This is a genomic window from Aquabacter spiritensis, from assembly GCF_004346185.1.
In the GTDB taxonomy this organism is placed as follows: domain Bacteria; phylum Pseudomonadota; class Alphaproteobacteria; order Rhizobiales; family Xanthobacteraceae; genus Aquabacter; species Aquabacter spiritensis.
This window is the reverse complement of record NZ_SMAI01000011.1, coordinates 75,471-101,548: the sequence shown is the minus strand read 5'-3', so window position 1 is coordinate 101,548 and position 26,078 is coordinate 75,471. Positions and strand designations below refer to the sequence as shown.

The following is a 26,078-nucleotide window of genomic DNA, read 5'->3' as shown; positions in this document are numbered from 1 at the left end:
CTTCCGGCCCCTCCCGCCGGTCGTCCCCCATCCTCAGAGACATCCCATGTCGCACCCCCCCGAACGCATCGAACGCCACACGCTCTCCATCCTGGTGGACAATGAGCCGGGCGTGCTCGCCCGCGTGATCGGCCTGTTCTCCGGCCGCGGCTACAACATTGACAGCCTCACCGTTTCCGAGGTGAGCCACGAGCGTCATCTTTCCCGCATCACCATCGTCACCACCGGCACGCCCATGGTGATCGAGCAGATCCGAAACCAGCTCGACCGCCTCGTGCCGATCCACCGGGTGCGTGACCTCACCGTCGAAGCCGCCTCGGTCGAGCGCGAACTCGCCATGGTGAAGGTGCGTGGCACCGGGGATGCGCGCAGCGAGGCGCTGCGGCTCGCCGAGGCGTTCCGGGCGCGCGTGATCGACGCCACGACGGAGAGCTTCGTGTTCGAGATCACCGGCAAATCCGACAAGATCGACCAATTTGCCGTGCTCATGGTGCCGCTCGGCTTGGTGGAGGTGTCGCGCACTGGCGTCGTCGCCATTTCCCGCGGCCCCGAAGCGATGTAAGTGGCTCGCTGCGATCACGCGGCCTGATCCCAGCCTGACCTGATCCCAGCTTTATAAGAGACGCCCAACAGGAGAGAATGATGCGCGTTTACTACGATCGCGACGCCGACCTGAACCTCATCAAGGGGAAGAAGGTGGCTGTCGTCGGCTATGGCAGCCAGGGTCATGCCCATGCGCTGAACCTGCGCGACAGCGGCATCAAGGACGTTGCGGTCGCGCTGCGGCCTGGCTCCGCCACCGCCAAGAAGGCCGAGGCCGAGGGCTTCAAGGTGATGAGCGCCGCCGAGGCCGCCAAATGGGCCGACGTCGTCATGATGCTGACACCGGACGAACTCCAGGGCGACATCTACCGCGAGAGCCTGCACGACAACATGAAGAACGGCGCGGCCCTGCTGTTCGCCCATGGACTCAACGTGCATTTCAATCTGATCGAGCCGCGTCCCGATCTCGACGTCCTGATGGTGGCGCCCAAGGGCCCCGGTCACACCGTGCGCTCGGAATATCAGCGCGGCGGCGGCGTACCGACCTTGATCGCGATCGCCCAGGACGCCTCGGGCAATGCGCACGATCTCGGTCTGTCCTATGCGAGCGCCATCGGCGGTGGCCGCGCAGGCATTATCGAGACGACGTTCAAGGAAGAGTGTGAAACCGATCTGTTCGGCGAACAGGTCGTGCTTTGCGGCGGCCTGGTCGAACTGATCCGCGCCGGCTTCGAGACGCTGGTCGAGGCGGGCTACGCGCCCGAAATGGCTTATTTCGAGTGCCTGCACGAGGTGAAGCTGATCGTCGACCTCATTTATGAGGGCGGCATCGCCAATATGAACTACTCGATCTCGAACACCGCCGAGTTCGGCGAATATGTCACCGGCCCGCGCATCATCACCCCCGAGACCAAGGCGGAGATGAAGCGGGTTCTGGCCGATATCCAGGGCGGCAAGTTCACCCGTGACTGGATGCTGGAGAACAAGGTCAACCAGACCTCCTTCAAGGCCACCCGTGCCCGCGTCAACGCGCATCAGATCGAAGACGTCGGCGAGAAGCTTCGCGCCATGATGCCCTGGATCAAGGCCAAGGCGCTGGTGGACAAGACCAAGAACTGAGCGGCGGGGTCGCCCAGCGACCCGGCGGATGATGACGGGCGGCGGCACGCAGCAGGCGGGGCCGCCGCCTTTGTTTTGAGGTCCCGCGTCAGAGGCGCCCGGTGAGTGCGACATCCCGGAGGATCAACCCGCCGCAATCGGCCGGCGGCTCGACCGTGATCCGGATCTGCGCGATGGATGGGGCGAGGAACCAGCGCGGCGCGGCATCGAGCGGGACGAGATTGACCGGAAAGGAGGCTGCAAACCAAACGCTCCGCTCGGCCGAAAAGCCTTGTCCTGCGCCGCGCCACGCAATTTCGATGTGCGGCATACGCCGCTTGACGGCGCAGCGCACCTCCAGAACGAGCAGGCCGTTTTGCGCCGGGTTAAGCCCGGCCGGAACGTCATAGAGGAACCCGGGCTGCCGCCCGACAATCCTGTAGCGTCCGTCCCCCGCGCGCGTGGCGTCCGTCATCCCGGCCTGCGGCAGGGGGAAGCGCGTCGCACCGACAGCGCCGGACAGCTTGGCGAGCGAACGCCCCCAGGCTGAAGGCAATCTCCCGAAATCGCATACGTTGAAGACCTGCGCCCAAAGGTCGGCATCGTCCCGGCCGGTCGCCGGCGCCTCTGTCTTGAATGGCAGGCGTGCCCCGCTCACATCGGGAGGTAGTGGCGGCGTCAGCCGTACCATTTCGCCGTGGACGGCGACCACGGTCCGCGCGACACCATCGTAAAAGTTCAGGAAGTCGCCCGGCACGAGGCGACCGGCGAGGGGCTCTTGCACCCGGAGCGACCACGTCGTGTCGCCGGCAATGGCCGTGCCACTGTGGCAAGTGACGCTCGTCACGGGGCGGCGCGCCGCGGCGGGCAGGGCAGTCAGCCGGTCCGTTTGATCGCTGCGGATGCCGTAGAGGATCGACCCGGCCAGAAAGGGCCGATAGCGTTCCAAGAGGTCTCGGTAGAGCAGGAAAGAGCGCAGCGGGAGGGTGTAGCCGTCATGCTCGAAATTCTCCGCGCCCACCAGCGCGAGCGGTGGCGGGTTCGCGGCGAGATACGCGAGATTGAGCTCCTGAAATGCCCGGGGCGCAGCGTTGTAGGCGCCGGAGATCGGCACCGGGATCGCGCGGTCGAGATAGAAATAGAGCGCGTTGCGGTTTGTGAGGTCGAGATAAGTCTCATCCGGCCGCAGGAGTGCGTCGGTCGTGCGCTTCACCGAGGCGATCAGATCGAGGTGCGCGCGATCGGCCTGCGCCATGCCCATGGCGGGGAGCGGGGCGGGCGGCAAGGCGCCGAGGGGGGCCGGGGGCGGCATGAGTGGCACGGACGCCCACACATGCAGGAAGGTCGGCAGGGCGGTAACGAGAAGGAGCGCGGCGATTCCGGCCTGGACGAAGCCGGTCCGAGGCGCCCCGGGTGAGAGGAAACGGTCCCGGATCTGGGGTGCCGTGATCCAGAATGCGAGAAAGACGAGGGTCACCGCCGTCGCAAAGCTGGCGCGTGGTAGGCTCACATCGAGCCGGCCCAGGGCATAGGGCGCGAGCAGCAGCACCAGTGCGACCACCGGAAGCACAGCCAGCCCGATCCAGGTCCAGGAGTGGCCGCGACTCTGCCCCGGACGGACCAGCAGCGCGAAGGCGAGCATCGGCGTCAGCAGGAACATCAGCGCTGTGCCGATCTCGACGAGGCTAGCCAAGTCGGATGCGCGGACAACGAAATTATTGCCGTAAAGAACTGCATTGGTCCGGGCAGAGGTCGCCAGGAAAGCGATCTCGCCGAGAAAAGCACGCGGAAACGCCGCGAAGAGGGCCAGTGCGCAGATCGCCCCGGCGCAGCAGGCGCGGACCAGGCCACGCCGGGTCCCGTCGCGAAACAGGAACAAGGCGGCGAGGGCGCTCGGGACGGCAATAGCGACCCCGATCCCGTTGAGGAGAAAGATCGTGGTGGCGGCGGCGAGGGCTATCGCTGCGCCGGCTGCGTAATCGTTCCTCGGCGTGGCGCTCCGCAGGATCGCGACGATCATCAGCACGACCAGTGGCACCGGGAATATAAGGTTGGGCTGCAGGGCAACGAGGAGGAGGATGGCGGGCGCTGGCCCGAGCTGGCGCACCATCTGCCAGGCGAGGATCAGCAGGATGAAGACATCCGCATAGATCTTGCCGATCGCGACGCCGATCGCGCTGCGGTCGCCGATCAGCAGGGCGCCGAGACCGCCCAGGGCGTCGCTGAAGCCGTGGGGCGAGAAGAAGGTCTCGAACAGACGGCCCTCCCACAGGGCGCGGGCCGCCAGGAGCCGTTCCCCGTAATGGTAATCGTCGAACGGCAGACCGAATGGGCTCTGCCGGAAGACCGCGAGGAGGAGAAAGGCGGCCGCCAGAGGAAAGGCAGGTGTGCGGGAGAAGCTCTTGCCTGCGGGGGAGCGCAGGAACATCAGGGTCTGCACCGCGACACCGGCCGCGGCGATCCAGATCACAGCGTCGATGACGGTCGGTCCCGCATACGCCGAGGTCGGCATCCAGAGAACCGGCGCGGCGCGGGCCGTCGCGCCCGCCAGTGCCAGGCCGGTGAGGCCGTAGGCCGCCCTCAGCAGGCGGGTGCGACCTCGCAGCACCAAAGCTGCGAGACACAAGGGAAGATAGGCGGCGGACAAGAGAAGGCGGACGTCGAGAATGCCGAACTGATTGCAGCCCCAGGCAAACAAGGCGGAGAGGCTGAAGACCAGACCGAACGGCGCGGTCCAGGCGATGCCGAACCCCGCGCGGAGCAGGACGACGCCCAGGCCGAGCAGAATCAGGATGGCGAGCGGGACCAGATCACCCGCAATCGCGGCGAGTGAGAGGAGAAGAACGAGGACGGCGACAAGGACGGCGTGCGATGGAGCATACTCTGCGAAGGTATCGAAGCGCGGCACGGATGAGAGGCGTCGTGCCCAGCCGAGCGCCACCAAAGCGGCTGCGATCTGAAGCACGATCGCGACGGGCGCGATCCAAAGGTCCCGCGCCTTGTTTGCATCGTGATAAACCGCGCCGCCCACCGTCAGTTCGCTGACGAACCCCATGTGCGGCATGTTTTTATAGACGACCACGCACAATCCGACCGTTGCCGCGGCGCAAAGCAAGAGAAGTAGGAAGAAGACGTTGTCTCTCAGGGAGAAACGTGGAAGAGAATCGATGAGAGACTGCAGGTTCGCTCGCACGGCGGTCGTCAAATAGTGCAGCATCGACGAACCTGGAGGACCCGACCGAAGCGGCAATTCATGCAGGGAACCGCCGAGGAAGAAGCCGATTTATAGCGAGCGCCGCCTATCGCCGCAATCCCCGAGACAACGCTTGGCCGCCCCACGTCGCGGGAGGACCTTCATGGCTATTTTGGCTGGATCGTCGGGTCGCCGCCCGGCGAGCCTGGGGGCGGGATAACGGGCATCGTCCCGGTCGCCGGCGCGGGGTGGGAGAGTTCGGGGTCGAGATTGCGCGCGGGCGGAATCACGCCTTCGTGCCGCTCCAACTGGTCGCTCAAGGTTTCGCCGGGCGCCGGCTCGGGCAGAGCAGGGCCGGGTGCGGTCGGCGGCCGGGGATCGTTGCCGGCCTGCGAAAAGGCGGGGCCGGCGATGACCACACCAAAGGCGATACCAATGAGCAAAGCGGATGCGGGTTTCATGCAGGCTGCCTCCGTGTGTTCTGTGGCGCCGGGTCCGGACGCGGTTGCAGAGCCAACACGAGGGCAAGGTCTCGGGTTCCAATTTTGCCGGAGACCAGTTCTGCCGGGGCAGGTCCCCCGTTGGAATGCTATCCGAACATCTTCAGAACGGCCGCGCCCGGGGCCAGCATTGCGAAAGCCCAGAGGGCGGCTGAGAGGATGTTCGCAACCTGGAACGGGATCTGCCGCATGGCCAGGATCCCGGCGATAAGGGGCACGACAGCGCGGATCGGGCCAAAAAAACGGCCGATCGCAACGCTCCAAACGCCGAAACGGTGAAAGAAGGATTCCGCCCGCGCCACCAGATCCGGGTGTCGGGACAGGGGCCAGAAGCCGCGCGCCTGATCCTTGTAACGAAAGCCGATCCAGTAGGAGAGCGTGTCGCCCAGGATCGCTCCCATGGTCGCGGCGAGCCAGATCGGCGCCAGCGGAAGGCCGCTCGCCTCGGCCAGGGCGCCGATGGCGAGCAAAAGGACCGTCGCCGGAATGAAGAAGGATACGAGAGAGATCGATTCCCCGAACGCCAGAAGGAACACCAGGACCGGCGCCCAGGATTGGTTGGCCCGGACGAAATCCGTGGTGGCGGCAACGAGGGAATTGGCGTCGAACATGGAACCTCCCCTTGGGTGATGTCCGAAATCCGAAATCGCGACAAGGGGTCGAACAGGCGTCCGGCGCGGCATGATGGCACGGTCCCGTGACCGACTTGTTTGAGCCGATCACGCAGATGTCTTGAAAATGCCGTCGATTTAGGCCATATGACGGCTCGCAGCAGACCGCGGTGCCCACCAGAGGCGGAGCGGATTGCTCTCGGGCCGCGTAGCGGACGCGCAGGAGCGCCATCAGGCTGTTCCGACGCCTTTGCCCGATATCTTTAGACGTGCGACAGCCCAGGCCACGCGGGGTGTCATATCCCTCGCGAATGCGCGGTGCGCCAAATGATGAGCGCGCTGACGATGTTCGCCGCATGAAAGACAGAGCTTGATCTCATTTTCGGAACTCGGCCTCGCCGAGCCTATCGTCCGCGCCCTCACCGAAGAGCGCCATATCACGCCGACGCCGATCCAGGCCGAGGCGATCCCTCACGTTCTCTCCGGCCGCGACCTCATCGGCATCGCCCAGACCGGAACCGGCAAGACTGCCGCCTTCGCGCTTCCCATCCTCGACCGTCTGGCGCGCCATCCCGCCCGTCCTCTGCCGAAGACGGCAAAGGTCCTGATCCTCTCCCCAACCCGCGAATTGTCCGGCCAGATCCAGGAGAATTTCACCAGGTTCGGCCGCCATCTGCGCCTCTCCGTGGCGCTCGCCATCGGTGGCGTGCCGATGGGCCGGCAGATCCGCGCTTTGGCTCCTGGTGTCGATGTGCTCGTCGCCACCCCCGGCCGGCTTATGGATCTCGTCGAGAACAACGCGCTGAAGCTCGACCAGGTGAGCGTGTTCGTGCTCGACGAGGCCGATCAGATGCTGGACATGGGCTTCGTCCATGCCATTCGCGCCATCGTCCGCCGCTTGCCCGCCAAGCGCCACAGTCTGTTCTTCTCGGCGACCATGCCCTCGGCGATCGCCGAACTCGCCGGCTCCATGCTGCACAATCCGGTCACTGTCGCTGTCACCCCGGTCGCCAAGACGGCCGACAAGGTGGAGCAGCGCGTCATGCTGGTGGACAAGCAGAGCAAGCCGGCGCTGCTCGCCGAACTGCTCGCGGCCGAGCCGATCGACCGTGCACTGGTCTTCACCCGCACCAAGCATGGCGCGGATAAGGTCGTGCGCGCTTTGGAAAAGGCCGGCCTCTCGGCCGAGGCGATCCACGGCAACAAGTCGCAAAATCAGCGCGACCGCGTGCTCGCGGCGTTCCGCGACGGCACGGTCAGAACCTTGGTTGCGACCGATATCGCCGCCCGCGGCATCGACGTGACCGGTGTCAGTCACGTGTTCAATTTCGATCTGCCGAATGTTGCGGAATCGTATGTGCATCGCATCGGCCGCACGGCGCGGGCCGGCCGCGAGGGCATTGCGATCTCGTTCTGCGACAGCGAGGAGCGGGCCTTTCTCAAGGCGATCGAGCGGCTGATCCGCATGCAGCTTCCGCTGATCGACCGACGCGCCCAGGCGCAGGCGGCCCCCGCGCCGCTGCCGGCCGATCCGCAGGGCCGCTCTGAGCCGGCACGCCCTGCGCGCCGTCCGGAAGGTGGCCGCTCCAATCAGCCCGGTCGTTCGCGCGACGGGCGCGCCCAGGATGGGCGCGGCCATGAAGGGCGCGAGAGCCGCCCGCATGACGCGCGCAAGCCGAAGGATGGCCGCGCGTCCACGCGCAACGAATCCAACTCCGCCGGCGCCAAAGCCGGCCGATCGGGTGAGGGGCGGGGCGCTCCGCGTCAACAGGATGTGCGCGGCGGCGGGATGGCTGCATCCGCGTCCGGCGCCGATATCGGCGCCGTCGGTTTCATGAGGACTGCACCCGCACGCGGCGGACAGCCGGATGCGCGCGTCCGTCGTCCGCGGTGAATTTGGGTAGCTGGAGACGTATATATGGCGAAAGAAGAACTGCTGGAGTTCGAAGGGACGGTGACGGAAGTGCTGCCGGACGGCAATTTCCGCGTGCGGCTCGACAATGATCATCAAATTCTGGCTTATGCCGCCGGAAAGATGAAGAAGAACCGCATCCGCACCATCGAGGGCGACCGCGTCGTGGTCGAGATGTCGCCGTACGACCTCGACCGGGGCCGGATCAATTTCCGCCACAAAGCGGAAGGCTCCATGCCTCCGCCGGGTGCGCGCCGCCAGCAGAACTTTCGCCGCCGCTGAGCGATGATTCTTCCGCGCTCCGGGCGAGACCTGGAGCGCGGCCGTCGCTGGGCCGCGCAGACGGAATTCTCAGAAGGCCGGCATCACATCGAGCACGATCTCAAGCGCGCTCTCACGCGTGTCGACGGAGAACCGTCGCCGCATGACGTAAAGATCGAGCGTCGGCACGTCCGACAGACCCACCCGATCACCGACCCGCATCACCCCTTCGAAATGCGCCGCACGCTCCATGAGGATGGACAGGCGCGGTCTCAATCCATGTTTGACGACATGGTTTTGTGCCGATGCGGTCAGGCTTATGACCACGCTCAGACCATTTTCCGTGGGGGCCCCGCGAAGCGGACCGGCCCCGCGCGCATGCGCCGAAGCCGGTTGAGGAGGTCGCCCTGAAGCCACGCAAGTCACCCTTGTCTCTCTCGAGTGGATCCAAGAACAAACTTGTTGTGTCCGACCGACTGGTGGTTCGCAAGCAGAACTTTCGTCATTGCTTCTACCCCTTGGATGTTCGGTATCTCGATCTGCGTGTGGCGCGGGACAGGACAGACTTCGCCTCTTGCGCGTTTGCCCGACACGGCTAACCTCTTCCCCGTAAGAGCCGGAAAGGCTCAAGGGAGGGCAGATGGACAGCGGCACCGCGCCGGTCCCCATCAGGATCGGGTCACGTCATTGCGCGGTTGCGCTGACCGACATGCGTATCACCTTTTCCGGACAGGACCGCGACGGTTTCACCGCGGTCGACCGGGTCGACTTGAGCGTCGCAGATGGCGAGTTTGTTGCGATCGTCGGGCCGACCGGTTGCGGCAAGTCGACCCTTCTCAATGCCACCGCCGGTCTCATCGCGCCGAGTGCCGGCTCGGTCGCCATTTTCGGGGAGCCCCTGGTCGGACTGAACCGGCGCGCGGGCTACTTATTTCAGGCTGAAGCTCTCTTCCCGTGGAAAACCGCGCTCGAGAATGTCGCGATCGGGCCGGAAGTCGCGGGCGCGACCGCTGAGGAGGCGCGGGGCCGGGCGCGCGACTGGCTCGCGCGGGTCGGCCTCACCGCTTTCGCCGCGCGTTATCCGCACCAGCTCTCCGGTGGACAGCGCAAGCGCGTCGGGTTGGCGCAGGTGCTCATCCGCGATCCCAAGATCCTGCTCATGGACGAACCGTTCGGGCCGCTTGACGCCCAGACCCGGCAGATCATGGGCAATCTTCTGCTGGACCTTTGGAACGCCGACCGGAAGGCGGTTCTGTTCGTGACCCACGATCTGGAAGAGGCCATCGCCCTCGCCGACCGGGTGGTCATCATGGGGGCAGGGCCGGCCGCCCGCATCATCGGCGCCTGGCGGGTGGATCTGCCCCGGCCGCGCGACATTTCGGAAGTGCGCCTGGACCCCGCTTTCCATGCCCTCCATCGGGAGATCTGGTCGGCTTTGCGCGACGAGGTGATCAAGGGCTACCGCCAGACCGAGGGCGCGGCATGAAGCGCGCACGACTCCTCTTCTTCCAAATCCTGGTCGCAGTGGTGCTGATCGCCCTTTGGCATGTCGGCTCCACCGTGAAGGTGCCGGCCGGCTTCCTCTCCCAAAAGGCGTTCTTCTTTCTCGACCCATTCTTCTTCTCGACGCCGTTCGCGGTGTTCGAGCGGACCTGGCGCGATTTTGCGACGGGGGTGATCTGGTTTCACCTCGGCATCACGCTGCTCGAGACGCTGCTCGCTTTCGTGATCGGTGCAGCCGGCGGCGTGCTGATTGGCTTCTGGTTCGCCCGCCAGCATGTGGTGGCGGCGGTGTTCGATCCTTATGTGAAGATGGCGAACGCCTTGCCCCGGGTGGTCCTCGCACCGATCTTTGCGCTGTGGCTCGGCCTCGGCATCTGGTCGAAGGTGGCGCTCGGCGTGACCCTGGTGTTCTTCATCGTCTTCTTCAACGTCTATCAGGGTGTGAAGGAGGTGAGCCCGACCGTGCTGGCAAATGCCCGCATGTTGGGAATGAGTGAGCGCCAATTGATGCGCCACGTCTATTGGCCTTCCGCGCTCTCCTGGATGTTCTCCTCGCTGCATACCGCGGTCGGGTTTGCGTTGGTCGGGGCGGTGGTCGGAGAATATCTCGGCTCGGCTGCCGGCCTCGGCTATCGGATCCACCAGGCGGAAGGCGTGTTCGACGTGACCGGTGTGTTTTCCGGCATGTTGGTGCTCGCGATTTTCGTGATCATCATCGACACCTGCGTGACCGCGATCGAAAACCGCCTGATGGTTTGGCGGCCGACCAGCGCGTCGAGCCAAACCTGATCGGCGAACAACAACAGATCAAGATGGAGGAAGCCCCATGAAGATGTTTGCAAAGGCCGTTCTGATCGCGGTCGCTGCCGTGCTGAGCGCCGGTTCCGCGGCGGCTCAGAAAATCGAAAAGCCAAATGTGACGCTGGGCGTGGGCGGCAAGTCGCTGCTCTATTACCTGCCGCTGACGATCGCCGAACGCAAAGGCTACTTCAAAGAAGAGGGCCTCGCCGTCACGATCAACGATTTCGGCGGCGGTGCGAAATCGCTCCAGGCGTTGATTGGCGGGTCGGTGGATGTCGTCACCGGGGCCTATGAGCATACGATCCGTATGCAGGCAAAGGGCCAGGACATCGTCTCAACCATCGAGCTCGGCCGCTATCCCGGCATCGTTCTGGTGGTGCGGAAGGACCGCGCCGACGCCTACAAGGCGGTGAAGGATCTCAAAGGGGCCAAGATCGGCGTCACCGCCCCCGGCTCCTCGACCAATTTCTTCGTCAATTTCCTGCTCGCCAAGAACGGCCTGAAGCCGGAGGACGTGTCCTTCGTCGGGGTCGGCGGCGGGGCCTCCGCCGTCGCTCAGATGAAGCGCGGAGAAATCGACGCCATGTCGAACCTCGATCCGGTCATCACCAAGCTCGAGAGCGACGGCGACGTGGTGGTGCTGGCGGACAGCCGCACCGAAGAAGGCAACAAGGCGATCTTCGGCGGCACAAACCCGGCGGCCGTCCTATACTTGAAGCGCGATTTCGTCACCGAGAACCCCGTCACCACGCAGAAGCTGACCAACGCCCTGTACAAGGCGCTCATCTGGCTGAAGACGGCGACCCCGGAGGATATCGCGCAGGTCGTGCCACAGGAATATCTGCTCGGCGACAAGACCCTCTATCTCGCCGCCGTAAAGAATTCGAAGCCGATCTATTCCCTCACCGGACTGATTCCGGAAAGCGGCATGAAGACCGCCTTGGATATGCTGGTCGAGTTCGATCCCGAGCTGAAAGCCGCCAAGATCGACCTTGCCAAGACCTTCGATCCGCGCTTCGTGAAGGCGGCTGCCGAAACTATCAAGTGAAATGGCACGAGGGGCGGGGAGCGTCCCCAGCCCCTCGGGTGGTCCGCGCCTCCCAGAGAACGGCGGTGCGTCACCGCCCGCCGGCCACATCGACAAGGCTGCCGGTCACATAAGACGAGGCGTCGCCGAGCAGCCACACGATCGTCTCGGCGACTTCCTCCGCGCTCCCCGCGCGCCCCATAGGCGTGGTCGCGCCGAGCACCTGCGCCCGGTCGGGCCTGCCGCCGGAGGCGTGGATCTCGGTCTCGATCAGACCGGGACGCACCGCATTGACGCGGATCCCCTCCGGCCCGAGTTCCTTCGACAGGCCGATCGTCAGCGTATCGAGCGCGCCTTTGGATGCGGCATAGTCGACATATTCGAACGGCGCACCGAGCTTGGCGGCGATCGACGAGACGATCACGATCGATCCGCCCGATTTGAGCCGCCGGGCCGCCTCCCGGGCGCAGAGGAGGGCGCCCAGAACATTGACGTCGAACATCCGGCGCAGCCGCGCCGCGTCCATGTCCGCAAGCTTCGATCCCGGCGCGACGATGCCGGAATTCACCACCACGCCATCGAGCGGTCCGAGCGCGCGCTCGGCGTCGTCGAACATCCGTAGCACGTCTTCCTCGCGGGCCACGTCGCCCTGCATCGCCCGCGCGCGGACGCCCGCCGCCTCTGCTTCCGCCACCGCTTGATTTGCCGCATCGGCGTCGCGCACGTAGGACAGGGCGACGGACCAGCCCTTCGCTGCGGCCTTCCGGACCGTCGCCCGACCGATTCCGCGGCTGCCGCCCGTGATGAGGATCGTTTTGGTCATGAATGCCTCCCTTATTTGGGAGGATCCTAACCCAGTCTGGATCGCGATGCGGCTTGTTGAGCCGCTCAACCCGGTTTCCTGCACAGGGCCCTATGCCTGTCGTGCGGTCAGGACGTGCGGTCTCCGGTGTCGTAGGTGGTTCCGGTCGGTGCCCCATTCGTGTCCGACACGAGGCGGATCGCGGTTGCCGTCGGTGGTGTCCACGGCCGTTTTTCGATCGCTGCGCTTCCGTCGGGGCTCGCGACCGCACCGTCATCAGCGGATGAATTTGGATGATCGGTCATCGATAATCCGTCAGTTTCTGCACATTTCGCCCGGCAGTTCGTCCGATCTCCGCACACTGCCTCTTATCTAAGACCCTCATGAGAATGACTTTCCGATAAAACTGCGATTCCGTTGGATTGGAAGCGCGCTCGGACAAAGGCGGCCTTCGGCCGCCGACCGCCAGAATGCGCGAGATTTCAATCTTGGCTGCAGCGGGAGTCAATCCGACGCATACGTCTCACATTGCCCCTTTGCCGGTCATTAAGTCGGAGATCAGCTGCAGTGCACGCGCGCAGGTTTCAGCGACAGGCTGGGTGGCGTCGAGCCGATGCCAGCCGAGCGGGCCGATCTCGTAGCCGAGCTGCCGGTCGACGACCTCGACCGTCGCGTCCGAGGCATCCGCGCGCCGTTCTGCCACGCGCTGGCGCAGCACCTCCGGAGCGCCCTCCAGCCAGAGGCCCAAGAATTGCGCCCCGGCGGTCCGGGCAACGTCTTCGATCGCGGTGCGCTCCTCGGGGGAGGCATGGACCGCATCGACCACCGCGCTGAATCCCGCCGACAGAGTGCGGGCGGAGAGGTCCCGCACCTGGGCATAAACGCGTTCGGTGATGTCGGAACCATAGGCCGCGGGCGGCAAGCGGTTGCTCAGCGTGCAGCCGAGCATGCGTTTGCGCTCCACGTCGGTGCGCAAATGGATTGCCCCCGGACGAGGCGCGAGATCCGGACAGAGGCTTTCGGCGAGCGTACTTTTTCCGGTGCCCGAGAGACCGCCGACCGCGACCAGAAGCCGCGCGGGGGCAGGGGAGATCAGCGTCGAAGCGAGGTCGAGATAGGCGCGCGCTTCGTCGCGGGCCTCGTCCTGCACCGCCGCATGGCCACTGGAAAGCCCAGCCAGATCGAGCGCCACTTTGGTGCGCACCGCCGCCCGCAGCGCCATGAAGACCGGCAGCGCGCGCAGCCCTTCGACCAGCACCGCAGGCTCCGCGGCCCCCCACACATAACGGTTCAATAGCCTGTTTGCGTCGCCCGCGAGGCCACGATGACAGAGATCCATCAAAAGGAAGCCCAGATCGTAGAGCACGTCACAGGTTGCAATCGTGTCGTCGAACTCGATCGCGTCGAAGAGCACCGGTTCTCCCGCGATCAGCGCGATGTTGCGCAGATGCAGATCGCCGTGGCAGCGGCGCACCTCGCCGGTGGCGCAACGCGCGAGAAGAAGGGGTCGAAGGGCTGCAAGTCGGGTTTCCATCTCGGTTTGGAAGTGAAACGCTGCCTCCCGCGGAAAAATGGCGGCGCCCTCCGAAATCGCACGCAGCGTATCCGATGCCTGGATGAGGAAAGTGTCGACCGCTGCCGGCTCCGTTGTTACGGGTGCGCGGGCGTGCGCCTCCAGGATGCGCTCGGCGAGCCGCGTGAGAAGGGACTTGCCGAGAGGTCCGGCGGTGGCAATTCGGTCGAGCGTCTGCGTCTCGTCGAAGCGACGCAGATGCACCGCCCATTCCACCACCTCGCCGTCTCCGCCGATCGCGAGCCGGCCCGCGTGGCGCGTGATCGGGACGACGCCAAGATAGAGATCTGGGGCATTGGCGCGATTGACCGCGATCTCGTTCAGGCACGCCTTTTGCCGCAGGTCCAGTGTGGAGAAATCGAGAAATGGAAACCGAACCGCGCGCTTCACCTTGTAGGCGTTTGCTCCGGCGAGGAAGACGAAGGCTGCATGGGTTTCGACGCGGCGCACCGTGATGCCTGGACCATGGGCCTCGGCACTCTCGAGAAAGCGCAGAACCTCCGTCTGGTCATCCATGAGCCGCGCCTCTCGTTTTCGCGGGCGCGTCCCGGACGGGAAAGCCCCCGCCGGGTTCAGATGTCCAGAAGCTCGTCGTCGGCGAAGGCGGCGCGCTCGGAGATGAAGGCGAAGCGCGCTTCCGGCTTATTGCCCATCAGCCGCTCAACCAGATCGGCGGTCGCCGCCGCCGCCGCTTCCTCGATGGTCACGCGGAGGAGGGTGCGGGTGCGCGGGCTCATCGTGGTTTCCTTCAATTGCGCCGGCATCATCTCGCCCAGGCCTTTGAAGCGGCCGATTTCGACCTTGCCGCGGCCGGAGAACTCGGTCTTCAGGAGCCGCTCCTTATGGGCGTCGTCCCGGGCATAGATCGTCTTGGGACCCTGCGAGATGCGGTAGAGCGGCGGTACGGCGAGGAACAGGTGACCCTCTTCGATCAGCTTCGGCATTTGGCGGTAGAAGAAGGTGACGAGGAGCGAGGCGATGTGCGCGCCGTCCACGTCCGCATCGGTCATGATGACCACCTTCTCGTAGCGCAGGTCCGCTTCCCGATAGTGCGAGAGGGCGCCGCAGCCGAGCGCCTGCATCAGGTCCGACAATTGCTGGTTCTGGGCGAGCTTGTCGCGGCCGGCATTGGCGACGTTGAGGATCTTGCCGCGCAGCGGCAGCACGGCTTGGGTCTTGCGATCGCGGGCCTGCTTGGCGGAGCCGCCGGCCGAGTCGCCCTCGACGATGAACAGTTCCGATCCCGCCGCTTCGGTGTTGGAGCAGTCGGCGAGTTTGCCCGGCAGGCGCAGCTTGCGCACCGCCGTCTTGCGGGAGATTTCCTTCTCCTGCCGGCGTCGCAACCGCTCTTCGGCGCGCTCGACGACATGATCGAGCAGGCGCATGGCCTGGACGGGATTGGCGGCGAGCCAATGATCGAAAGGATCGCGCAGCGCCTGCTCGACGATGCGTGAGGCTTCAGCGGTCGCGAGCCGGTCTTTGGTCTGGCCCTGGAATTCCGGCTCCCGCACGAACACCGAGAGCATGGCCGCGCAGCCCGTGGCAACGTCGTCGCCGATCAACACCGCCGCGCGCTTGCCCTGGCCGGTGCGCTCCGCATGATCCTTGAGCCCGCGCAGGAGCATGAGGCGCAGCCCATTCTCGTGGGTGCCGCCGTCCGGGGTCGGGATGGTGTTGCAATAGGAGGAAATACCGCCGTCCCCATCGGCGACCCAGGCGACGGCCCATTCCACCGAGCCATGGCCACCGGTCTTCTGGATCCGTCCCGCGAAGATCTCGCCATGCACCAGGGTTTGGCCCTCGAGGTCGGCGGCGAGATAGTCGCGCAATCCGCCGGGAAAGCGGAAGGTCATTTTCTCCGGCACGCCGGACACGCCGGCGAGGAGCGCCGGATCGCAGCTCCAGCGGATCTCGACACCGCCGAACAGATAGGCCTTGGAGCGGGCCATGCGGAAGACGCGCGCCGGTTCGAAGCGGGCGCTGGCGCCGAAGATCTCCGGATCCGGGTGGAAGCGGATCCGCGTGCCGCGCCGGTTCGGCGCCCGGCCGACTTCGGCGAGGGCTCCAATCGGATTTCCTTTGGAGAAGCTCTGACGATAGAGCGTCTGGTTGCGTGCAACCTCGACCTCCAGGTGGTCGGACAGCGCATTCACCACCGAAACGCCGACGCCGTGCAGGCCGCCCGAGGTCTCGTAGACCTTGCTGTCGAACTTCCCGCCCGCATGCAGCGTGGTCATGATGACTTCGACGGTCGATTTCTTGGGAAATTTCGGATGCCGCTCGACCGGGATTCCGCGCCCGTTATCGGTCACCGTCAGGAAGCCGTCGGTGCCCAGATGCACCTCGATGAAGCTGGCGTGCCCGGCGACCGCCTCGTCCATCGAATTGTCGATCACTTCGGCAAACAGATGATGGAGTGCCTTCGCGTCGGTGCCGCCAATATACATTCCTGGGCGGCGGCGCACCGGCTCCAGTCCTTCCAGCACCTCGATATGCGCGGCGGTATAATCGCTCGCCATGGTCGGGACCGTGGGCGCGCGGCTGCGGGCCGGCGTCGGGCGGCTGGGATTGGGAGCGAACAGATCGTCGGAATCGGACATCGGGTCCTTTCGGGCGGCGGCGCGAATCGTCTTCCCATATCATGTCAGGATGCCGAAGCGAGCGGAACGGACCGGAAACGCGCACCAGTTCCGCGCTGCCGCGTCTTTCGCCCCGGGTGGAATATGGGGTAGAGAGCCAAGGCTCATGCCGCGCGCTGCGGCACCACCATCCGAACCTTGACGGGGAGCGCTTCCATGGCGGACGGATCGAAGGCGAGGATCGCGGTCCTGGGCGCCTCGGGCTATACCGGCTCCGAACTGGTGCGCCTTCTCCTGCGCCATCCCGGTGCCGAACTGGTGGCGTTGACCGCCGATCGCAAAGCCGGCCAGGCTATGGCCGACGTGTTCCCGCAATTCGCGCCGTTCTCACTGCCGCGCCTCGTGACGATCGAGGAAGTGGATTTCTCCGGCGTGGATCTCGTCTTCTGCGCGCTGCCGCATGCCACGACGCAGGACGTCATCAAAACGGTGTTCGACAAGGCGCCGAAGGTGAAGGTGGTCGACCTTTCCGCCGACTTCCGCCTTCACGACCCCGGCATGTACGAGAAATGGTATGGCCATCCCCATGCCGCCCTCGACCTGCAGAAAGAGGCGGCGTTCGGCCTCGTCGAAATCTACCGCGACGCGATTCGCAAGGCGCGGCTCGTCGCCAATCCCGGCTGCCATACCACGACCGCGATCCTGCCCGTCGTACCTCTGCTCGAGGCCGGCGCGATCGATCCGGACACGATCGTCATCGACAGCAAAACGGGAATGTCGGGGGCGGGGCGCAGCGCCAAGGAGGCGATGCTGTTCTCGGAGGTGTCCGAGGGGATCCATGCTTATTCCGTCGGCTCGCACCGCCATATGGGCGAACTCGACCAGGAATATTCCAAGGCTGCCGGCCGGCCCGTCGCGCCGGTCTTCGTGCCGCATCTGGTGCCGATGAACCGCGGCATCTATGCGACGCTTTATGTCCGCACCGCGGGCGCGAAGCCGGAGGATCTGCACCGGCTGCTGGCGGACTATTATCGGGGCGAGCCTTTCGTGCATGTGCTGCCGTTCGGCCAGGTGCCGCAGTCGCGCCATGTGCGCGGCTCCAACATGGTCATGATGGGCGTGGTCGCCGATCGCGTTTCGGGCCGCGCGATCCTCGTTTCCACCACCGACAATCTGGTGAAGGGCGCATCCGGGCAGGCGGTTCAGAACATGAATCTGGTGCTCGGCTTCCCCGAGACGATGGGGCTCGAACAGATCGCCTTGATGCCGTGAGGCTTGCGCTTCTGGTGAAGCGCGGCATCGTTCAATCCTACGGCTGCCGGCGGACCGGGTGGCCGTTTCCGTCCGTGCCGAAGGCGCTCTAAACTCGGCGCGCGACTCGGCCTTTGCGTGAGCCTCATGCCCGATCCTGGCTTCGTCCATCTGCACGTCCACTCCTCCTATTCGCTGCTGGAGGGGGCGCTGTCGTTCGGTAAGCTCGCCGATCTCGCGAAGGCGGACGCGCAGCCTGCGCTGGCTCTGACCGACACGGGAAATCTGTTCGGGGCGCTGGAATTCAGCGAGAAGATGGCGGGGGCCGGAATCCAGCCGATCATCGGCTGCGCGGTGGCACTCGATCTGCCCGAGCCGACCAATCAGCGGACGCCCGTGCTGGTGCGCAAGCCGCGCCTCGTCCTGCTCGCGGCCCGTGAGGCCGGCTGGCGCAATCTGATGACCCTGGTCTCCCGCTCCTTCATCGAGACCCCCAGCGACGAGGAGCCGCGCATCGCCCTCGATTGGCTGGCGGAGGCGAACGAGGGGCTGATTGCTCTATCCGGCGGACCGGCGGGGCCCCTCGACCGGGTGCTCTCAACCGGCCATGCGGAGGTCGCGGCGCAGCGGCTCGATCGGCTGGCCGGGATGTTCGGCGACCGCCTCTATCTCGAGATCCAGCGTCACGGCACCGTCCCGGAACGTCTGGTCGAGGCCCAATTGCTCGACTTGGCCTATGCGCGCGGCCTCCCCATCGTCGCCACCAACGAGCCGTTCTTCGCGGCGCAGTCCGACTATGACGCCCACGACGCGCTGATCTGCATCGCCGAAGGACGCATGGTGTCCGAGGGCGAGCGCCGCCGTCTGACGCCGGAGCACCGCTTCAAGACCCGCGGGGAAATGCGGTCCCTGTTCGCCGATCTGCCGGAAGCGGTCGACAATACGGTGGAGATTGCTCGGCGCTGCGCCTATCGGGTGCGGACTGTGAAACCAATTCTGCCGCGCTTTACCAGCGGCACCGAGGCCGGCATCGACCCGTTGGAGGCCGAGGCTGCCGAACTCGAGCGCCAGGCGCGCGAGGGGCTCGCCGCGCGGCTCGACAAACATGGCCCGGCGCCGGGACTCTCCATCGAAACGTATCAGGAGCGTCTTACCTACGAAATTTCGATCATCAGCCGCATGAAATTTCCCGGCTACTTCCTGATCGTGTCGGATTTCATCAAATGGGCCAAGGCGCACGACATTCCGGTGGGCCCGGGGCGTGGGTCCGGGGCCGGCTCTTTGGTCGCCTATTCGCTTCAGATTACCGATCTCGACCCGCTCCGGTTCGGCCTTCTGTTCGAGCGCTTCCTCAATCCCGACCGCGTGTCGATGCCGGATTTCGACGTCGATTTTTGCCAGGACCGACGCGACGAGGTGATACATTACGTCCAGCAGCGCTATGGTCGCGCCCAGGTCGCCCAGATCATCACCTTCGGCACGCTCCAGGCGCGCGGCGTCCTGCGGGATGTCGGCCGGGTGCTGGAAATGCCCTACGGCCAGGTCGACAAGCTCTGCAAGCTGGTGCCGCAGAACCCCGCGGCGCCCGTCACTCTGAAGCAGGCGATCCACGACGAGCCACGTCTTCAAGCGGCCCGTGACCAGGAGGACGTGGTCAAGCGCGCCTTCGACATTGCGGTGCGGCTCGAAGGGCTGAACCGCCACGCCTCGACCCACGCCGCCGGCATCGTCATCGGAGACCGGCCGCTGCATGAACTGGTGCCGCTCTATCGCGACCCCAAGTCCGATATGCCGGTTACCCAGTACAATATGAAATGGGTGGAGCAGGCCGGGCTCGTGAAGTTCGACTTCCTCGGCCTCAAGACCCTGACGGTGATCGAGACCGCCGCGAAGCTGATCCGCCAGCGCGGCGTCGATCTCGACATGTCGCAGATCCCGCTCGATGATCCCAAGAGCTACGCGATGTTGGCGCGCGGCGAGACGGTCGGCGTGTTCCAGGTGGAAAGCGCGGGCATGCGGCGCGCGCTGGTCGATATGAAGGCCGACCGGATCGAGGACCTGATCGCGCTCGTGGCGCTCTACCGTCCAGGTCCAATGGCCAATATCCCGGTCTATTGCGACTGCAAGCACGGCCGCGCGCAGCCGGACTATATCCATCCTCAGCTCGAGCCATATTTGAAGGAGACCTTCGGCGTCATCATCTACCAGGAACAGGTGATGCAGATCGCGCAGGCGCTCGCGGGCTATTCGCTCGGCGAGGCGGACCTGCTGCGCCGCGCCATGGGCAAGAAGATCCGCGCCGAGATGGAGAAGCAGCGCGAGCGCTTCGTTTCGGGCGCCGCCGAGCGCGGCGTGCCGAAGGCGCAGGCGGATACGATCTTCGACCTGCTCGCCAAATTCGCCGATTACGGCTTCAACAAGTCCCACGCGGCGGCCTATGCGCTGGTCGCGTACCAGACCGCCTGGCTGAAGGCGAATTACCCGACCGAGTTCCTCGCCGCCTCGATGACCCTCGACATGGGCAATACCGACAAGCTGGCAGAGTTTCGCCAGGAGGCCCAGCGGCTGGGGATCACGGTGGTCCCACCCTCGATCAACCTGTCGGGCCGCGCTTTCGCTGTCGTCGACGGGCGAATCATCTATGCCCTCGCCGCTCTCAAGGGGGTCGGCGGTGCCGCGGTCGACGCGCTGGTCGCTGCGCGCGGCGCGACGCCGTTCAAGGATCTCGGCGATTTCGCCGGTCGTCTGCCGGCCAAGACCGTCAACAAGCGGACCCTGGAAAGTCTCGCCGCCGCCGGCTGTTTCGATGCGCTGGAGCCGAACCGCGCGCGGGTCTTCGCCGCCCTTGAATCGATCGTGGCTCATGCCGCGCGCGAGGAGCAGGGCCGGGCGCTCGGACAGAACGACATGTTCGGCTCGGGACCAGTCAAGGCCGAACTGCCGTTGCCGCAGGCGTCGCCTTGGGATCCCGCCGAGCGGCTCCAAAAGGAATATGACGCGATCGGGTTCTTCCTGACCGGCCACCCGCTGGACGATTATGCTCCTGCGCTGCAGCGCATGCGGGTTCAGCCGTTTGCCGATTTTTCGCGCGCGGTGCGGGCCGGCGCGGCGGCAGGAAGACTTGCCGCGACCGTGGTCTCGCGTCAGGAGCGGCGCACGAAATCCGGCACCCGCATGGGTATTGTCGGCCTCTCGGATCCCTCCGGCCATTTCGAGGCGGTGATTTTTTCGGAGGGGCTCGCCCATTATCGCGACCTGCTCGAACCTGGGACTCCGCTTCTCATGATGGTCTCCGCGGAGCTTCAGGGTGAGGACGTCCGGGTCCGCATCCAGTCCTGCGAGCGTCTCGATGCGGCGACCTCGCGCCATCACAAAGCCCTCCGCATCTTCATGCGCACGCCGGACCCGCTTGACGGCATCGCGAAACGCCTGACTGCCGGGAAGGGCGACGGCGAAGTCAGTCTCATTCTGCTGATGGATGACGGGCGCGCCGAGGTCGAGATTCGGCTCGACGGCCGCTATCCCGTCTCGCCCCAGATCGCCGGCGCCATCAAGGCCATCCCCGGCGTGGTGGCGGTGGAGGCGGCCTGAGGCTGCCATGACCTATCGCCTGCCGCCCTTGAATGCCCTTCGCCTGTTCGAGGCGGCGGGGCGCCATCTTTCCTTCAAGCAAGCGGCGGACGAACTGCATGTCACGCCGAGTGCGGTGAGCCATGCCATTCAGGGGCTCGAAGCCTGGCTCGGCGTAGAGCTGTTTCGGCGCGGTCCACGGAGCCTCGCTTTGACCGAGGCGGGAGAGGCCTATCTCCCAACGGTCAGGTCGGCGCTCGCCCAACTCGCGGCAGCGAGCGCACGGCTGCCGGGCCGGGCGCCGCGGCGGCTTGTCGTGAGTGTCGCACCGACCTTCGGGCTGCGGTGGCTGATTCCCCGGCTCGCACGCTTTCAGGCGGGTCACCCTGATATCGAGATTACCCTCGATACCAGCCGCCGCCGCGTCGACCTCGCCCGCGACGGAATCGACGCCGCGATTCGCATGGGGCGGGGGGATTGGCCGGACGTGGCGCAGGACCTGCTCGTTTCCGAAACCCTCGTCCCGGTCTGCGCGCCGTCACTCGCCCCCCAGATTGCCGGGCCGGGGGATCTCGCCGGCGCGCCTCTGCTTCATGTGGTGAACGTCGCGGAGGATTGGGCGGCGTGGGCGGTCGGCGCCGGTCTCACGCCGGACCGGCTCGATCTCAACCGAGGCCAGAAGTTCGACAATATCCATATCGCCTTGGAGGTTGCCGCCCGAGGCGGCGGGATTGCCGTAGGTCGCCTGCCCTTAATGCAAGACGACATCGCCGCCGGTCGCCTGGTTGGCGTGGCTGGGCCGCCTGTGCCCGCGGTCACAGGCTACTGGCTCGTCACCGAACGGGAGTCGCGGCAGCGGCCTGAGATTGCCGCTTTCCGCACCTGGCTGAGGCGCGAACTGGCGCCGGATCAGGATGCGGCGTAGCGGGGCCGGCGTTTTTCCACCCAGGCCTCCAACCCCTCTCGCAGATCGTGCGTGGGAACGAGCCGGGCGAACTGTTCGCATTCCACGGCCAGCCCCTCCGCGATCGACAGGTTAATGCCGCGCGTCACCGCTGTCAGAACCGCCGTGACCGCGAGCGGTGAGTGACGCAGGATGCGCCGCGCGAGAGCTTGAGCCGAGGCGAACTGCGCACCCTGCGGCACGACCTCGTTCACAAGCCCCAAATCGAGCGCACGCTGGGCCGAAAAGGCGTCACCGGTCAGCAGCATTTCCAAAGCCCGCTTGCGGCCGGCGAGGCGCGGCAGACGCTGTGTGCCGCCGAACGTGGGCGGCATTCCGAGCTTGATCTCCGGCTTGGCGAACAGCGCCTTTTCGCTCGCGACCGAAAGATGGCACGCTTCGACGATCTCGCAGCCGCCGCCATAGGCGAGGCCGTTCACTGCTGCGATGACCGGCTTGCAAAAGGCTTCGATTCGGCTGGTCACGGCTTGGCCGCGGCGCACGAAATCCCGCACCGCCGTCGGTACGCCGAGACGAACGCTTCGGCTGAATTGGGTGATGTCGGCGCCGGCGGAGAACGCCCGGTCACCGGATCCCGTGATGATGACGGCGCGCACGGTTCCATCGGTCTCGAGCGCATCGAGGAACGAGGACAGCGAATCCAGCAGCGCATAATTGAGTGCGTTGAGCTTTTCCGGACGATTGAGGGTGAGGGTGGCGATGGCGTCGGCGATATCGCAGTGAACAGGTTTCGACATTGGCGTCTCCCACAGTGTGGCCATGTGGGAGGCTGCGGGCTGCGCCGGTTGGCGACAAACGCGAAATCCGCATCCCGTGGTGAAACGCGCTCACCCGTGCCATTCGCCCGAACGCTTTGGGCGCATTCTCGGTACATGGGGAGCGACCAAAATCGCTCCTGCTGCCGTCAAGGCCAGGCTGAGGCCGTGACCGTTCTTGAGTCAGGCGCGCGCCGGTCTTGCCTCTTTGGTGCCCTTCGCCTATAAGCCGCGCCATTCCGCACGCGGACATTCGGCCATATCGGCCATCCGGTGCCTTCGTCCCCGACGGGTCGAGGGTACGTCCGCGGAGGCTCAACCGGAGAACAACGAAATGGCGCTTCCCGATTATTCGATGCGCCAGCTGCTTGAAGCTGGCGTGCATTTTGGACATCAGTCCCACCGTTGGAATCCGAAGATGGCTCCGTACATCTTCGGCGTTCGCAACAACATCCACATCCTCGACCTGTCCCAGACCGTGCCGGCGCTTCACCGCGCGCTTCAGGCCGTCTCCGACACGGTGGCCAATGGCGGTCGTGTGCTGTTCGTCGGCACCAAGCGTCAGGCTGCGGACCAGGTGGCCGATGCCGCCCGGCGTTCTGCGCAGTATTATGTCAATTCTCGCTGGCTGGGCGGGATGCTCACCAATTGGAAGACGATCTCCAATTCGATCGCCCGGCTGAAGAAGCTGGAGGAGATGCTGTCGGGTCCCGAACAGGGGGCCGGTTATACCAAGAAAGAGCGTCTGACGCTGTCCCGCGAAAAGGATAAGCTTGAGCGCGCCCTCGGCGGCATTCGTGACATGGGCGGTCTGCCGGATCTCCTGTTCGTGATCGACACGAACAAGGAAGACATTGCGGTGAAGGAAGCGCAGCGCCTCGGGATTCCGGTGGCGGCGATCCTCGACACCAATTGCGACCCGGACGGTATCGCCTTCCCGGTGCCCGGCAACGACGATGCCGGCCGTGCGATCCAGCTTTATTGCGATCTGGTCGCCCGCGCGGCCATCGATGGAATTTCGCGTGGTGCCGGTGAGCTTGGAGACATCGGTGCCTCCGACGCTCCGCTGATCGAGGACCTGCCGGTCGAAGAGGTCAGCATCTGGACTTCGTTCGAGCCGCTTTCCGGCCCGCGTGGCGTCGCCGACGACCTCAAGAAGTTGGCGGGCGTAAGCCCGGAGATCGAGCAGAAACTGAACGATCTGGGCATCTTCCACCTCGGCCAGATCGCCGCTCTGGATTCTCATGACGCGCATCTGATCGGGGAAGAAGTGGGTCTGCCCGGCCGCGTCGACGGCTGGATCGCCCAGGCGAAGGAGGCCTCCGCCGAGGTGGAGTGACCCCCTTCGACGGAACCCTATCTGTAGAGGGGCAATGGCCCCGGCGGCCGGCTCGGGACACCGTGGCCGGCCGTGGTGCGAAAAGAAGAGGAACACGACAATGGCCGCGATCACGGCAGGACTGGTGAAGGAACTGCGCGACAAGACCGGCGCGGGCATGATGGACTGCAAGGCCGCCTTGACCGAGACCGACGGCGACATCGAGGCCGGCATCGACTGGCTGCGCAAGAAGGGCCTCGCCAAGGCGGCGAAGAAGGCCGGACGCGTCGCTGCCGAGGGTCTGGTGGCGGTGGAATCCTCCGGCCATTATGCGACCGCGGTCGAGATCAATGCCGAGACCGATTTCGTTGCCCGCAATACCGATTTCCAGGCTTTCGTGCGCGAGGCTGCGAAAGTGGCGCTCAATACCGACGGCACGGTCGAAGCCCTTGCTGCTGCGCATTTTCCGGGCGAGACAGTCACCGTCGCTGAGAAGCTCTCCTCTCTGATTGCCACGATCGGGGAGAACATGACGCTCCGCCGCACGGCGAAGCTCTCGGTCGAGAAGGGCGTCATCGCCAGCTATGTCCATGGCGCGGTCTCCGATGGCATGGGGCGGATCGGCGTCCTGGTCGCGCTGGAATCGGCCGGCGACGTGGACAAGCTCTCGACCCTCGGCCGACAGATCGCGATGCATGTGGCGGCGTTGAGCCCGGTCGCTCTCGATGCCTCCGGGATCGACCCGGAGACCGTTGCGCGCGAAAAGGCGATCCTGCTCGAGAAGCATCAGGGCAAGCCGGCCAACGTGCAGGACAAGATCGCCGAAAGCGGCATGAAGACGTTCTTCAAGGAAGTGACGCTGCTCGAACAGGCTTTCGTGCACGACGGATCGAAATCGGTCGCGCAAGTTCTCAAGGAGAACGAGGGCTCGGTCGGTGCTCCGATCAAGATCAAGGCGTTCGTCCGTTTCGTTCTGGGCGAAGGCATTGCGAAGGAGGAAAGCGACTTCGCCGCCGAAGTCGCTGCTGCTGCGGGTCAGGCGTGACAAGGGAGGGGAGGCGATGACCGACCTTCCCTATCCCCGCATCCTCGTCAAGGTCTCGGGTGAGGCCTTGATGGGCTCCGAGCCCTTTGGGTTGCATACTCCGACGGTTGCGCGCATTGCCCGCGATCTCGTGGCGGTTCGGGCGCTCGGCTGCGAAGTTGCGGTGGTTGTCGGCGGCGGCAATATCCTGCGGGGATCGCGCGTCGCGGGTGAAGATCTGAACCGCTCCACGGCGGACCACATGGGCATGCTGGCCACGGTGATGAATTGCCTTGCTCTGGAGCAGGCGGTCGAGGCCGCGGGCGAGCCCGCCCGCACCATGTCGGCTATTCCCATGCCGACGGTGTGCGAGCCCTATGCCCGGCAGCCGGCGATGCGGCACCTGCGGCGCGGACGAATTGTCCTCCTCGCGGGCGGTACCGGCAATCCGTATTTCACCACAGATACCGGGGCCGTGCTGCGCGCGGCGGAGCTCGATTGCGACGCGGTGCTGAAGGCGACCAATGTCGACGGCGTCTACACGGCGGATCCCAAACTCGATCCAAACGCCCAGCGTTACGATCGCATCACCCACGATCAGGCCCTCGCTTATGACCTCAAGGTCATGGACGCGGCCGCCTTCGCCCTTGCCCGGGAAGCGGCGTTGCCGATAATCGTGTTTTCGATCCGCGAGGCGGGAGCCATTCTGGCGGCAGCCAAAGGGGAAGGCCGCGTGACCGTGGTCGCGCCCTGATAGGCACCGCGGCGGCAACCGGAGACGTCCGGCGGTCCC

The 26,078-nt window shown here is 65.5% G+C and carries 21 protein-coding genes; 13 read left to right on the top strand and 8 right to left on the bottom strand.

The genetic code is table 11. From position 1 onward, the window contains the following. Positions 1-46: 46 nt before the first annotated feature. Together ilvN and ilvC are read left to right on the top strand one after the other, a co-directional pair. Complete coding sequence (ilvN, locus tag EDC64_RS16570) at positions 47-562, top strand: acetolactate synthase small subunit (RefSeq protein ID WP_132033387.1); 516 nt, start codon at positions 47-49, stop codon at positions 560-562. Between the two features lie 80 nt (positions 563-642). After that, complete coding sequence (gene ilvC, locus EDC64_RS16565) at positions 643-1,662, top strand: ketol-acid reductoisomerase (protein WP_132033586.1); 1,020 nt, start codon at positions 643-645, stop codon at positions 1,660-1,662. Positions 1,663-1,750: 88 nt separating this feature from the next. Here ilvC and EDC64_RS16560 read toward each other — a convergent pair whose 3' ends face one another. The 3 genes from EDC64_RS16560 to EDC64_RS16550 form a co-directional block, all read right to left on the bottom strand. Then, positions 1,751-4,723 carry a hypothetical protein gene (locus tag EDC64_RS16560; protein WP_132033385.1) on the bottom strand — a complete coding sequence of 991 codons (2,973 nt, stop codon included), beginning with the start codon at positions 4,721-4,723 and terminating at the stop codon, positions 1,751-1,753. A gap of 278 nt (positions 4,724-5,001) precedes the next feature. After that, positions 5,002-5,295 (bottom strand): hypothetical protein, encoded by a 294-nt coding sequence (locus EDC64_RS16555; RefSeq protein ID WP_132033383.1) that lies wholly within the window; start codon positions 5,293-5,295, stop codon positions 5,002-5,004. Between the two features lie 128 nt (positions 5,296-5,423). Continuing rightward, positions 5,424-5,945, bottom strand: a complete 522-nt coding sequence (locus EDC64_RS16550; RefSeq protein ID WP_132033381.1) for a DedA family protein — start codon at positions 5,943-5,945, stop codon at positions 5,424-5,426. A gap of 370 nt (positions 5,946-6,315) precedes the next feature. Here EDC64_RS16550 and EDC64_RS16545 point away from each other — a divergent pair, with 370 nt between their 5' ends. Both EDC64_RS16545 and infA read left to right on the top strand, forming a co-directional pair. Further along, positions 6,316-7,839: a DEAD/DEAH box helicase gene (locus tag EDC64_RS16545; RefSeq protein WP_132033379.1), complete on the top strand. Its 1,524-nt coding sequence runs from the start codon at positions 6,316-6,318 to the stop codon at positions 7,837-7,839. Positions 7,840-7,863: 24 nt separating this feature from the next. Next, positions 7,864-8,139, top strand: coding sequence for a translation initiation factor IF-1 (gene infA, locus EDC64_RS16540; RefSeq protein WP_127089831.1), 276 nt, complete (start codon positions 7,864-7,866; stop codon positions 8,137-8,139). 69 nt (positions 8,140-8,208) lie between these two features. Here the strand turns inward: infA and EDC64_RS16535 are convergent, their stop codons facing one another. Next, positions 8,209-8,394 carry a hypothetical protein gene (locus tag EDC64_RS16535; protein WP_132033377.1) on the bottom strand — a complete coding sequence of 62 codons (186 nt, stop codon included), beginning with the start codon at positions 8,392-8,394 and terminating at the stop codon, positions 8,209-8,211. Between the two features lie 433 nt (positions 8,395-8,827). On the opposite strand from EDC64_RS16535, the gene EDC64_RS16530 reads away from it, so the two are divergent. Genes EDC64_RS16530 through EDC64_RS16520 form a run of 3 tightly spaced genes read left to right on the top strand, consistent with a single transcriptional unit; the run spans position 8,828 to position 11,470 of the window. Next, positions 8,828-9,604 (top strand): ABC transporter ATP-binding protein, encoded by a 777-nt coding sequence (locus EDC64_RS16530; RefSeq protein ID WP_245504756.1) that lies wholly within the window; start codon positions 8,828-8,830, stop codon positions 9,602-9,604. After that, positions 9,601-10,410 (top strand): ABC transporter permease, encoded by an 810-nt coding sequence (locus EDC64_RS16525; protein ID WP_132033373.1) that lies wholly within the window; start codon positions 9,601-9,603, stop codon positions 10,408-10,410. The genes EDC64_RS16530 and EDC64_RS16525 overlap by 4 nt, the downstream gene beginning before the upstream one ends. A 37-nt stretch (positions 10,411-10,447) precedes the next feature. Next, entirely contained in the window at positions 10,448-11,470 is a 1,023-nt protein-coding gene (locus EDC64_RS16520; protein WP_132033371.1) for an ABC transporter substrate-binding protein, read from the top strand. Positions 11,471-11,540: 70 nt separating this feature from the next. On the opposite strand, the gene EDC64_RS16515 is transcribed toward EDC64_RS16520, so the two are convergent. The 3 genes from EDC64_RS16515 to parE form a co-directional block, all read right to left on the bottom strand. Beyond that, positions 11,541-12,272 carry an SDR family oxidoreductase gene (locus EDC64_RS16515; RefSeq protein ID WP_132033369.1) on the bottom strand — a complete coding sequence of 244 codons (732 nt, stop codon included), beginning with the start codon at positions 12,270-12,272 and terminating at the stop codon, positions 11,541-11,543. Between the two features lie 502 nt (positions 12,273-12,774). Continuing rightward, a complete protein-coding gene (locus tag EDC64_RS16510) occupies positions 12,775-14,340 on the bottom strand; it encodes a bifunctional aminoglycoside phosphotransferase/ATP-binding protein (RefSeq protein WP_132033367.1) in 1,566 nt (521 codons plus the stop codon). Between the two features lie 56 nt (positions 14,341-14,396). After that, positions 14,397-16,424, bottom strand: coding sequence for a DNA topoisomerase IV subunit B (gene parE / locus EDC64_RS16505; protein ID WP_132033365.1), 2,028 nt, complete (start codon positions 16,422-16,424; stop codon positions 14,397-14,399). 195 nt (positions 16,425-16,619) lie between these two features. Here parE and argC point away from each other — a divergent pair, with 195 nt between their 5' ends. From argC to gcvA, 3 genes are all read left to right on the top strand, one after another. Further along, the gene (gene argC, locus EDC64_RS16500; RefSeq protein ID WP_132033363.1) at positions 16,620-17,675 is read left to right on the top strand and encodes an N-acetyl-gamma-glutamyl-phosphate reductase; all 1,056 of its coding nucleotides are present in this window, start codon (positions 16,620-16,622) and stop codon (positions 17,673-17,675) included. A 126-nt stretch (positions 17,676-17,801) separates the two neighbouring features. Continuing rightward, positions 17,802-21,245, top strand: a complete 3,444-nt coding sequence (dnaE, locus tag EDC64_RS16495) for a DNA polymerase III subunit alpha (RefSeq protein WP_132033361.1) — start codon at positions 17,802-17,804, stop codon at positions 21,243-21,245. Positions 21,246-21,252: 7 nt separating this feature from the next. Beyond that, positions 21,253-22,149, top strand: coding sequence for a transcriptional regulator GcvA (gcvA, locus tag EDC64_RS16490; RefSeq protein WP_132033359.1), 897 nt, complete (start codon positions 21,253-21,255; stop codon positions 22,147-22,149). Here gcvA and EDC64_RS16485 read toward each other — a convergent pair. Further along, the gene (locus EDC64_RS16485; protein ID WP_132033584.1) at positions 22,134-22,925 is read right to left on the bottom strand and encodes a crotonase/enoyl-CoA hydratase family protein; all 792 of its coding nucleotides are present in this window, start codon (positions 22,923-22,925) and stop codon (positions 22,134-22,136) included. The two genes, gcvA and EDC64_RS16485, sit on opposite strands and share 16 nt — an antisense overlap. A gap of 352 nt (positions 22,926-23,277) precedes the next feature. On the opposite strand from EDC64_RS16485, the gene EDC64_RS16480 reads away from it, so the two are divergent. The 3 genes from EDC64_RS16480 (at position 23,278) to pyrH (ending at position 26,039) form a co-directional block, all read left to right on the top strand. After that, a complete protein-coding gene (locus EDC64_RS16480) occupies positions 23,278-24,282 on the top strand; it encodes a 30S ribosomal protein S2 (protein ID WP_132033357.1) in 1,005 nt (334 codons plus the stop codon). A gap of 100 nt (positions 24,283-24,382) precedes the next feature. Next, positions 24,383-25,306: a translation elongation factor Ts gene (gene tsf, locus EDC64_RS16475; protein ID WP_132033355.1), complete on the top strand. Its 924-nt coding sequence runs from the start codon at positions 24,383-24,385 to the stop codon at positions 25,304-25,306. Between the two features lie 16 nt (positions 25,307-25,322). Beyond that, positions 25,323-26,039 carry a UMP kinase gene (gene pyrH, locus EDC64_RS16470; RefSeq protein WP_132033353.1) on the top strand — a complete coding sequence of 239 codons (717 nt, stop codon included), beginning with the start codon at positions 25,323-25,325 and terminating at the stop codon, positions 26,037-26,039. The last annotated feature ends 39 nt before the right edge of the window (positions 26,040-26,078 follow it).